The sequence below is a fragment of the Paraburkholderia sp. RL18-085-BIA-A genome (assembly GCF_046027075.1).
Classification (GTDB): domain Bacteria; phylum Pseudomonadota; class Gammaproteobacteria; order Burkholderiales; family Burkholderiaceae; genus Paraburkholderia.
Map to the genome: position 1 here is coordinate 1 of NZ_JARESU010000215.1, position 9,621 is coordinate 9,621.

10 protein-coding genes are annotated in these 9,621 nt (G+C 59.3%); 2 read left to right on the forward strand and 8 right to left on the reverse strand.

Going from position 1 to position 9,621, the window contains the following annotated elements; genetic code table 11:
- Positions 1-880: 880 nt before the first annotated feature.
- From P0D89_RS48555 to P0D89_RS48590, 8 genes are all read right to left on the reverse strand, one after another.
- Positions 881-1,882 carry an NAD(P)-dependent oxidoreductase gene (locus tag P0D89_RS48555; RefSeq protein WP_408379070.1) on the reverse strand — a complete coding sequence of 334 codons (1,002 nt, stop codon included), beginning with the start codon at positions 1,880-1,882 and terminating at the stop codon, positions 881-883.
- 95 nt (positions 1,883-1,977) lie between these two features.
- A complete protein-coding gene (locus P0D89_RS48560) occupies positions 1,978-3,267 on the reverse strand; it encodes an amidase (protein ID WP_408379073.1) in 1,290 nt (429 codons plus the stop codon).
- 208 nt (positions 3,268-3,475) lie between these two features.
- Entirely contained in the window at positions 3,476-4,117 is a 642-nt protein-coding gene (locus P0D89_RS48565; protein WP_216675003.1) for an urea amidolyase associated protein UAAP2, read from the reverse strand.
- The gene (locus tag P0D89_RS48570; protein ID WP_408379075.1) at positions 4,114-4,926 is read right to left on the reverse strand and encodes an urea amidolyase associated protein UAAP1; all 813 of its coding nucleotides are present in this window, start codon (positions 4,924-4,926) and stop codon (positions 4,114-4,116) included. Before P0D89_RS48570 ends, P0D89_RS48565 begins: the two co-directional genes overlap by 4 nt.
- 87 nt (positions 4,927-5,013) lie before the next feature.
- Positions 5,014-5,826 (reverse strand): amino acid ABC transporter ATP-binding protein, encoded by an 813-nt coding sequence (locus P0D89_RS48575; RefSeq protein ID WP_408379086.1) that lies wholly within the window; start codon positions 5,824-5,826, stop codon positions 5,014-5,016.
- A gap of 2 nt (positions 5,827-5,828) precedes the next feature.
- A complete protein-coding gene (locus P0D89_RS48580) occupies positions 5,829-6,485 on the reverse strand; it encodes an amino acid ABC transporter permease (RefSeq protein ID WP_408379076.1) in 657 nt (218 codons plus the stop codon).
- Positions 6,482-7,129, reverse strand: coding sequence for an amino acid ABC transporter permease (locus P0D89_RS48585; RefSeq protein WP_408379079.1), 648 nt, complete (start codon positions 7,127-7,129; stop codon positions 6,482-6,484). The genes P0D89_RS48580 and P0D89_RS48585 overlap by 4 nt, the downstream gene beginning before the upstream one ends.
- A 6-nt stretch (positions 7,130-7,135) precedes the next feature.
- Complete coding sequence (locus P0D89_RS48590) at positions 7,136-7,984, reverse strand: transporter substrate-binding domain-containing protein (protein ID WP_310819529.1); 849 nt, start codon at positions 7,982-7,984, stop codon at positions 7,136-7,138.
- 207 nt (positions 7,985-8,191) lie between these two features.
- Between P0D89_RS48590 and P0D89_RS48595 the strand changes: the two genes are divergently transcribed.
- Both P0D89_RS48595 and P0D89_RS48600 read left to right on the forward strand, forming a co-directional pair.
- Positions 8,192-8,359 (forward strand): LysR family transcriptional regulator, encoded by a 168-nt coding sequence (locus P0D89_RS48595; protein WP_408379081.1) that lies wholly within the window; start codon positions 8,192-8,194, stop codon positions 8,357-8,359.
- Positions 8,360-8,424: 65 nt separating this feature from the next.
- Entirely contained in the window at positions 8,425-9,108 is a 684-nt protein-coding gene (locus P0D89_RS48600) for a LysR substrate-binding domain-containing protein (protein ID WP_408379084.1), read from the forward strand.
- Positions 9,109-9,621 lie beyond the last annotated feature (513 nt).

Sequence of the window (9,621 nt, forward strand, 5' to 3'; positions counted from 1 at the left end):
AAAGCTGCTGGACATCGTGAAGATGTAAAGCGGCCACATCGCGAGTGAACGCACGGCAACTCGGCGACATAAGTCGCTGGGTTGCCGTCGGCATGCCAGCGTGCTCGCGCGTCAGCGACGTCGTTCTTGTTACCAGTCACGAACACCATGCCCGGCTTTGCCTGTCATGCCCAATGGGCGGCACCTGCGTCATGGCTGGCGCCCACCATGCGGCTGGTCCGCCTTGGCGTCTTAGCAGTAGCGAGCCCGAAGACGAGGCAACCGCGTTCGTAGGTCAGTGGGATCGGGGACGCTCTTTATCTTGCTTTTGCCCCCGCCAGGTCGATATTGACGCGGCGGGAAGAGCCGTAGCAGAAGGGCCGTTGATCGCGGCGCATTGGGCACCGACCGTCTCGTGTGCGCGCGGGAACGGACGGTCGAAAACGCTGCGTGAGAGGCGGAAATGGGTCGGTCACGGTCCGCCGTTGCCGGCAGTAACACTCGTCGGTGTATAGAACAACAATTGGGAAGATCAGGGACAGCGGAACGGTAAGATTTTGATGGCGATACTCGGCGCAAACGCGATCTAACCGTAATCACGTCACAGACGGCAATCGGCCATCGTTCCACCCAGCAAGCGGCCATTCAATTCGCGAGGATGAACGTTGCTTCATCGGCCGAAGCGGACCCCCGCCCAGGAGTAAAGAAGCCCAACCGCGTATGGCAGCTTTTGCTCATTCCAAATGGTACTCTCGACCCCGACGCGGTCGACCGCAGTATCGAACCGACCATCTGCGTAGCACCGGCGACGAGGCTAAGAACTCTGATTTCTCCGGGTAGACCATGCGGCACACCATATCCCGGATGACCTACTGCCCAACCCTCGCAGCGGGGCAGCCTCTTAGTATTCGGTCATACGATCTACGATATTTTGAAGCGGCCGGCCGGTAAGGTGTTGCTGCAAATTGGCGAAAAGCAATCGCATCGTTTCCGTCATGTAAGTGGTTGGGTCGTCCGCGCCTACATGTGGATTGATAATCAGGTTCGGGCAGGCCCAAAGCTCCGACGATGAGGGCAACGGCTCTTGCGGCAACACGTCCAATATCGCGCCGCTTAGCCTGCCATTCCTTAGCAAGTCGACGAGCGCGCCGTGATCCAGAACGTCCGCTCGCCCAATATTCAACAATGCTGCCGATTGCTTCGTCGCTTCCAAAACTGACCGACTAACGAGGTTCCGCGTACCGGAAGTCAAGGGCGTAGCGATCACGATGAAGTCAGCTAATTCGACCGCCTCGTGTAGTTGACCCGGCAAATAAACTTGCTCGACGCCAGGTACACTCATGCCCGAACGCCGTACGCCAAAGACTTTCATGCCGAGTGTGTGGCCAGCCGCCACTGCTGCCTGTCCCATGTCACCAAGCCCAATGACCAGGAGCGATTTTCCTCGAATGAGCGGTGTGAAAACCTGCTCCCATTGCACCCGCTGCTGGTGCCACACTATTTCCGGGAGGCGCGCGTTGAGTGCGAGCAACGACATGATCGTGAATTCGCGTGCCTTCTCTACGTGTACCCCGCTGTTGTTGACTAGCTGGACGTTCGCCGGCAGCCAGTTCAACGGCATGACGTCTTCCACGCCTGCATCGATCAGGTGAATGAATCGTAGATTGGGCGCGGCCGCAGCCAGATCACCGCGCGGAAACCGCGGATCGCAAATGACGCCCGACGATGTAACGAGCACTGTCGCAGTCGATAAGCTGCCCGCGAAGTCTTCCAGATCGCTACCGACGGTGAACCGCACTTCGCCCGGCAGCGCGGCATTGCTCGAGCGCGCGGCGTCGACGAGTTCAGGCGTAAGCCAGAACGGACGGGGCTTGGAGGTCGTATTTTCCAGGTGGACGTGCATCTATCGTATTCCTTCTATTGAGCGGTCCGCACCATAAACCTTCCTGGTTGACGGCGCGCGGCCGCGAGAACAGGCAATCGCGTTACGAGCCGTGCTCATTGCGTCAGTCTGTCGTAAATCCACTGCGCGCTCGAAAGCAGGCGGTGGTCGTCGCCCCAGCGGCCGACTAGCTGCAGTCCCACTGGGAGCCCGTTGCTGCCACGCGTGAACGGCAAATGCACGCAGGGCAGTCCTAGCAAAGTCCAGCCGCGGCAAAACAGCGGATCGCCGGTTGCGTCGACGCCAACTGGCGCTTCACCTGCAGCACTGGGCGCGAGCAGCACGTCAAACCGGTCGAACAGGGTGTCAATGCGATGCCTTGCGCGTTCGGTACGCACGAGGTTCGCCGCGTGTATGCCACCGGAAATCACGCTGCCGCTGTCCAGTTGAGCCTGCAATTGAAGGCTAAGCTGATCCCGGTGATGCAGCCGCTCAACGCTTAGTGCACGGAACATTTCGAATGCCATGACTTCCTTTTGCAACGCTACCAGATCCGGCACATCGTCCGGTAGCGCGACGTCTGCAAGCGCTGGCGCAACATGCGTTAGTGCGGCAGTCGCCGTGTCCCACGCACGTTGCGTGTCCGCTTCCGCATAGGCCCACTCAGGCGTCCGGCACAGGCCAATGCGTGGTGCGGCTGATTCGTCCGGACTGGTACTGAGCCGCGCGTCGCCGGTGAGCACAGCACCGAGCAGTGCCACGTCGCGCACGCAACGTCCAAATCCTCCCGGCGTATCGAGCGCCTCCGAGATGCTCTTGATGCCAGCACGGGGAACGCGCCCAGAACTCGGCTTATAGCCGACTACGCCGCAATACGCGGCCGGCCGGATGACCGAGCCGGCCGTCTGAGTACCCAGCGCCAGCGGAAGCATGCTGTCAGCAACCGCCGCTGCGGAGCCGCTCGACGATCCGCCTGGCGTGCGCGTCAAGTCATGTGGGTTACGGGTGGCCCCGGGATAAAAATAGGCGAATTCGGTCGTGACTGTCTTTCCCATCACCAAAGCGCCAGCCTCGCGGCACAGAGCGACGGAAGCCGCGTCTGCCCTCGGGCGGTGCGCGCCGTAGACCGGCGAGCCGTAGCTGGTAGGGAAATCGATGGTGTCGAACAGGTCCTTCACACCGATCGGCAGCCCGTGCAGCAGCCCACGCACGGGGCCCTTATCGAGGGCGTTTGCCTGCACTAGCGCGTGAGCGCGATCGAGATGCGCAAAGGCGTGTACTTCGTCGTCGCGTTCCGTGATCCGGTCAAGGCATGCATGCAGCAAATCGACCGCGCGAAGTTCGCGTTTCGCTATCAGGCGTGCAGCTTGCCATGCGTCCAGTTCATTGAGTTTCGGAGAGTTCATGCCTCAAGTTCCCGCACGCTTGGCTGCGATCGTCGGTAAGACATGGCGAAGAAATCCGCGGCTTGTCCCCGATTATTTTTTGATACGTAGTACAGATAGATCATCTTTTAGCTTACGATTTTGTCATTCGAGTGATAAACGAGTCCGGACCGGCCGCCGGCCTGCTTGCCCGAACTCGTCCGCACGGCCGTGAGATTATGTCACCCGTCTATGCCGGCTGCGGAGCGGCGTCCCATATCATCACGCGTACAGGCGTCGGGTTGAAGTCATTGCTAGGGTTGTTGATCTGCGGACAATTGGAGAACACACAAAGCAGATCCATCTCTGCAACCAGATCAATGTAGCTTCCCGGTGGCGATATGCCGTCGAGTACGGCGAAATTGCCGGCGTCGTCGATCGGCACGTTCATGAAGAAGTTCACGTTGGGCGCGATGTCCCGCTTGCCCATCCCATACCGCCCGAGCTCCAGCACAAAGTTCTCCCTGCATGCGTGCTGATAGCGGGTTGCTTCGCCAAACCGGACCACGTTGCTCTCGCATGAACAACAACCTGCCAGCGTGTCATGCCGGCCCGAACTGTCTTCGACCACCTGCGCCATCACGGCACCCTGGTTGGATACGAGCCGTGTTCCGAGTCCTATGTAAGCCGATCCCTGTTCGCGCACCGTGTCCTGTGCGCTGTAGCGTTGCGCGGTGTCCGCGGCGCTGTAAAACAGGGCATCGACTGCTTGCTGTCCCTCAACGTCGATAAGGCGCAGCTTCTGTCCGCGACGCAACACGTGGGACCACGGCGAGCGGGCGGGTATGACCACGTCGAGCACGAGGTCTGTAAAAGCGGACGTTCCCATCATGACCTGCTCCCGCGGCGGATGTGCCGCTCAGTTTGCTCGAATGCACGTTCGACTTCTCTGCAGGCATGGCGACAGGAGTCGCCGGACCCTAGTTGAGGTGTGACAAACTGGATCACATCAACATGCGCAGGCACTGCTTGCACAGCCGGATCAAGCGGATGGCCGGCGTTGGACAACACGACGAGGAGATCCATTTCCGCGCGAACGTCGACAAAATCTCCCGGTGTCCGCCGCTCGGGGTGCCAGACGAACCGGCCGTCGGCGGCGATCGCCACTGGTGCGAAAAAGTTGATGCAGGCCGGCACGTCGCGACGCGCCAAGCCAAGCTTTGCCGCGGCCAGGAAGAAGTTATCGCGGGAGTTCCTCGCCGCCGAGTGCCCGAGTGCCTTCTCCATCGATTCTTTCGTGGTTGGCCCGACGAGCGGGTCGTGGGCGCCGGAGGTGTCTTCCACAATGGAGAACGCTACCCGTCCCATTTCCGTATAAATCACGCGACCCTTGCGCAGCCCGGTGCTCCACTGGACTTTCATCGTGTCCGCGGTATTCAGGCGTTCAGAGGGATCCGTTTCGCACCACGCCACCATCGAAACAGCAGAGGTGCCCGCCGTGTTCACAATGCGCAGCGCTTCGCCACGCGCCAGACGTGTGGTCCAGTACCAGCCGCCCGGCACGTGTTCGCGGTGCAGGACGGCATCGTCATGCTCTGGTTGATCGCGTACGGTAAGCGGCGGTAGCGCTTGCGCCGACGCGCCTTGCCCTTCGGCACGAAGTGCCTCGTAGCGGGCTCGATGCGCTTCGCGCTCGGCCATTGGGGTATTCGAATGGATAGTCATGCCAGCAGTTCTGTATATGTCATCGCTCGGAATCCTAGCGTGGTGGTTTAGCAGTGCTCGTGGTCAACTGGATGCCAACGAACGGTCGGATGCAGCGGAATAGCGCTGCAGAAATTGGCGTGCGCGCTCCGTGGCCGGAGCGGAGAAGAAAACGTCAGGCGCCGCGCTTTCGACAATCCCGCCTCGATCCATAAAGGCAATGCGGCTTGCGGCGTCCCTTGCAAAAGCCATTTCGTGGGTAACGACGACCATGGTCATACCCTCGCTTGCGAGATCCCGCATGACGGCAAGCACTTCGCCGACGAGTTCGGGATCGAGCGCACTGGTCGGTTCATCGAAGAGCAGCAGTTCCGGTTTCATGGCCAGCGCTCTTGCGATTCCAATCCGTTGCTTTTGACCGCCCGAAAGACGCGCTGGAAACGCGTCTCTCTTCTCATACATTCCAACGCGGCGCAAGAGTGCTTCTGCTTCCTCGCGCACCACGTCTTTAGGGCGGCGCTGCACGTGCACCGGCGCCTCCATCACATTTTGCAAAACGGTCAGATGAGGCCACAGCGCGAAATGCTGAAACACCATGCCGATGCGCATGCGCATCCTCGCGAGATCGCGGTCGCTCATGACGACGCCGGCATTTGAGACGCCGACCTGTTCTCCCTTCAGCAGAATGCGCCCCTGGTCTGGACGCTCAAGCCAGTTAGCGCAGCGCAGCAGCGTCGATTTTCCTGAACCGGATGGTCCTAAGAGGCAGACCGTCTCTCCCGCGGCAACGCTAAAGCTGACGTTGTCGAGCACCTGCAAGGATCCAAAGCTCTTCGAGAGTCCAATAATGTTCAGAACCGCCTGGGAATCGTCCATTTTTGTAGGGTAGTGCATCATATTCATCGGCGCGCCTCCGCCATCCGGCCCAGGACGGATACAAAGGCTTCGACTACCAGGCAGAGCGCCCAATACAGCAACATGGCCGTGATAAAGGCCGCAAATGGGACGAAATACTGCGACTGAATGGCGCTCGCCGCGTTGGTGAGTTCCGGTAGCGCAATGATCGTCAGAAATGCGCTGTCCTTGACGATTTGAATGATCTGATTGCCTATTACCGGCGCCGCGTTCATAGCGAGCGGCGGCATCACGATGCGGTGAAAGAGGCGCAGGCCGCTATATCCGAACGCATGGCCCGCTTCGATTGGGTCGCGCGGCAGAGAGAGCCAGGCCGACCCTATAATTTCGGCCATGTAGGCGGAGTGGTAGACAATCAATGCCAGCACCCCTGCGCCCCAGTTGTCGAAACGCAGTCCGAGCGAAGGCAGGCCGTAGTAGACAATGTAGGCAAATAGAAGGAACGGCGTGCAGCGTGCGACGTCCATCAAGAAGCGGACAATATGGCCAGCGACGCGCGCGCGGCGAACGAGGACCGTTGAAACCAGCGCACCGATCAGGAGCGCACTCAATGCCGCCGACACCGACAAAATGACGGTGTTCGCAAGGCCAGACAAAAGCAGATCGCGGTGTAACCAGACAATGCCGAAATCGTGGATCACGCTGATGCCTCCAGGCGAGCCTGCCTGCGCTCAATCCAGCGCTGAACGCTGACGAGCGCGAAGATGATCGGTATGTAAATCGCCAGGGCGACGTAGAACGGCGGCAAGGGCTGATAGGTGTCCGCGCCGATGCGAACCGCAGCCCGTGTGATATCGACCACACCCACAATGGCAAGCACCGGCGTGACCTTGATCAATTGCGACATCTCGTTGACCAGCGCGGGGAGGCTTGTGCGTGCGATCTGCGGGAGCACAATGCGGCGAAGACACATGCTTCGCCGCATTCCCACTGCCCGCGCAGCCTCCAGTTGTTCCCGCGGAAAGGCAAGGAGTGCCGAGCGCCAGATCTCGCAATAGAAAGCTGAGGTATTCATCGTGAGCGCAAGCACTCCGGCGGCAATCGGACCGATTTCAATGCCCATATTGGGCAATCCGTAGAACAGCAGCAGCAGCAGGGTGACCAACGGTGACGCCCGCAGCAGACTCACGTAAACGGCGACAAAGCGGGCAACGGCCGGTACGCGTCCCCAGCGCAGCAAGGCCATACCGAGTCCAATAGGCAGGCCCAGGGCAATGCCAGCAACCGACAGCAGGAGCGTGGTAAGCGCCCCGCTAAAAATCGACAGTACGTCGGAGTAACTCATTCGCGCTCAGTATTCAGGGGTGAACGTCACCGGTAGGTTGAATGATTGACCGAACCATTTCTTCTGCAGGGTCGCCACCGTGCCGTTTGCCTTTTCCTTGGCGATGAACTGGTTGACGTACGCGAGCAGGTCGGCATTGCCCTTTTGCACAGACCACGCCGCCATCGACTGAGCGGCTACAGGTTGTCCCAGCGCGAAGACGCCGGGTTTCTGATTGACGAGCGTCGTGAGGTTGATGATCGTATTCACGACGTAATCAGTGCGGCCCAATGCCAGGTCCTGGTATGCCTCGGGATACGAGGTGTACTGCACGATCTTGCCCATCTTGCCGCCGCTCTTCTCGATCTGTGCCTGCAGTTGAGACAGGTGAGCGAGTTGCGCGCTGCCGGCCTGAACGCCGACTGTTTTGCCGCTCAGGTCCATGATCGACTTGATCGAGTCGTCGTTCTTTCGCTTGACGTAGTAGTCGGTCGCGTCTGCAATCGGGCTCGCGAAGTCGAGCGATTGCATCCGGTCCTTCGTCATTGTTGCCCCGGTGATCGCGATGTCGTATTTACCCGTCGCGACGCCGGCGAGGATGCCGGTGAAGGGCAAAATTTCATGACGGATCTCGAAGGGCGCGTACTTCCGCATCGCATCGACCATTTCATTGTCGAAGCCAGTGGGCTTGCCGTCCTTGACGAATTCAAAGGGCCGGTAGTCGTCTTCGGTGGCCACGACAATGTAGCCGCGCTTTTTGATTTCCTCGAGGGACGCCGCGTGCGCAGTGCCGATGGTTGCCCACGCAACCAGGGGAAGCAACATGGCGGCGAGGGCGCGGCGTCGGGCAGCTAAGGCCTTTGAAAGCTTGGTCATCTTCAGATCCTGAAAGGTTGGCAAAAGTCGAGGCGGCGGTTTAGCGCACGAACGGACAGCTAGTTGAAATCACCTGAAGCAAAGACGGCACGCAGGCAGCACATCGGTGCGCACTGAAATTCGGCTCGCCGATAAGAAAAGTATTGAGAATCAAAATTGGAGGGTCCAATATATTGCACACGCATATTTGATACGCGGAACATATCAGTGACCGACATACGACAGCTACGCCAGTTCGTCGCCGTTGCGGAGGAATTGCATTTTCGACGCGCAGCCGAGCGGCTCCACATGACTCAACCTCCTCTTACGCAGGCTATGCACAGCCTTGAGGCGTCTCTCGAGGTGGCGTTGTTTGACCGCACCCGCAAAGCGTGACGTTGACGCCAGGCGGCGAAGCACTACTTGCCTATGCACGGCAACTGATTCGCGCTTCAGACGAATTGCCGAGGATCGTCAAGGCGGCGGCGGAAGGACAGACCGGCCGTCTGCGCGTTGCCTTCGCGTCAACGGTGGCCTATGGCAGGATGCCCGGCTGGGTCAGTGGTTTCCGGCACGCGAACCCGGACGTTCTGCTGGAGCTTCGCGAGGCAACGCTCGATGTGCAGCTCGAGGCGATTGGCGCAGACCAAGTGGATGCCGGCTTTGTCCTGCACGCTATGGGCGCTGCGCCAGTCGGACTTTCGGCGCTAACTTTGCTGGTCGAGCCGTTTCTCGTTGCGCTTCCAGTCAATCACCGGCTTGCGAACCGCCAACCGGTGTCGTTCGCAGACATTGCGTCGGACCCGATTGTTCTCTTTCCCCGCCAAATCATGCCGTCGCTCTTCGATGCACTGCTGTCGTACTACCACGTGAAGGGGATCACCCCTCATATCGCGCAGGAGGCTATCGAGATGCAGACTATCGTGAGCCTCGTCGCGGCGGGGATGGGCATTGCATGGGTGCCCCAGGTCTTCGCGCGTTTCGCCCGCCCCGGCGTGGCATACCAGCAGGTGGAAGATATGCCGGTTGTGATCGAAACGAGTCTGATCTGGAATAGCTGCGAGAGTCCAATCGTCGACCGATTTGTAAACCATATTAAAAGTTGTCCTAATTTCTGGCCACCTGTCTTCGATCCGATCGTATAGTTAAACAATGATTCCCGGATTGCCTGAAGGATCGGGGATGTCGACGAACATACACCACCGCTACTTATTCCAAAGCGCGTTTGATCCGGCGTCGCTTGCGAAAGCTAACGGAGGTATCGACGGCACATTTGAACGGCATAGCCGAGTTCACCTCCGCTTTGGGAACACCTGGTGAAACCAGTGGCTCGGTATTTGCCGTATGCAACGTTTCGGCAACCGGGCGCCGGCTTATATGAATGCACATTGCGCGTTCCCAACCGGTCGGGTCCGGGCATTAAAATTTCCCGCATGCAGTCATTCGCGGCACTCTTAGCGGTAGTTCTGTGAATGTCCGCCCCGGTAACACGCCGAACAAGATCGTGGGCTGAACGTCCCTTAACTGAGGATTGTGTTGAAAAAGTCGCCCGATATGGAGATTGTTGGGTATCCTGGAAGACATCGATCGACGGGAGTGATTCGTCATGATGGGTCAACTGGGCAGCGGACAGGACAAGCTCTTCTACTGGTTTTGTC

What these genes read in the sequence shown, in the direction of transcription:
- P0D89_RS48555 (WP_408379070.1), bottom strand. Translation starts at nt 1,882, where the DNA reads ATGCACGTCCACCTGGAAAATACGACCTCCAAGCCCCGTCCGTTCTGG.
- P0D89_RS48560 (WP_408379073.1), bottom strand. Translation starts at nt 3,267, where the DNA reads ATGAACTCTCCGAAACTCAATGAACTGGACGCATGGCAAGCTGCACGC.
- P0D89_RS48565 (WP_216675003.1), bottom strand. Translation starts at nt 4,117, where the DNA reads ATGATGGGAACGTCCGCTTTTACAGACCTCGTGCTCGACGTGGTCATA.
- P0D89_RS48570 (WP_408379075.1), bottom strand. Translation starts at nt 4,926, where the DNA reads ATGGCCGAGCGCGAAGCGCATCGAGCCCGCTACGAGGCACTTCGTGCC.
- P0D89_RS48575 (WP_408379086.1), bottom strand. Translation starts at nt 5,826, where the DNA reads ATGATGCACTACCCTACAAAAATGGACGATTCCCAGGCGGTTCTGAAC.
- P0D89_RS48585 (WP_408379079.1), bottom strand. Translation starts at nt 7,129, where the DNA reads ATGAGTTACTCCGACGTACTGTCGATTTTTAGCGGGGCGCTTACCACG.
- P0D89_RS48590 (WP_310819529.1), bottom strand. Translation starts at nt 7,984, where the DNA reads ATGACCAAGCTTTCAAAGGCCTTAGCTGCCCGACGCCGCGCCCTCGCC.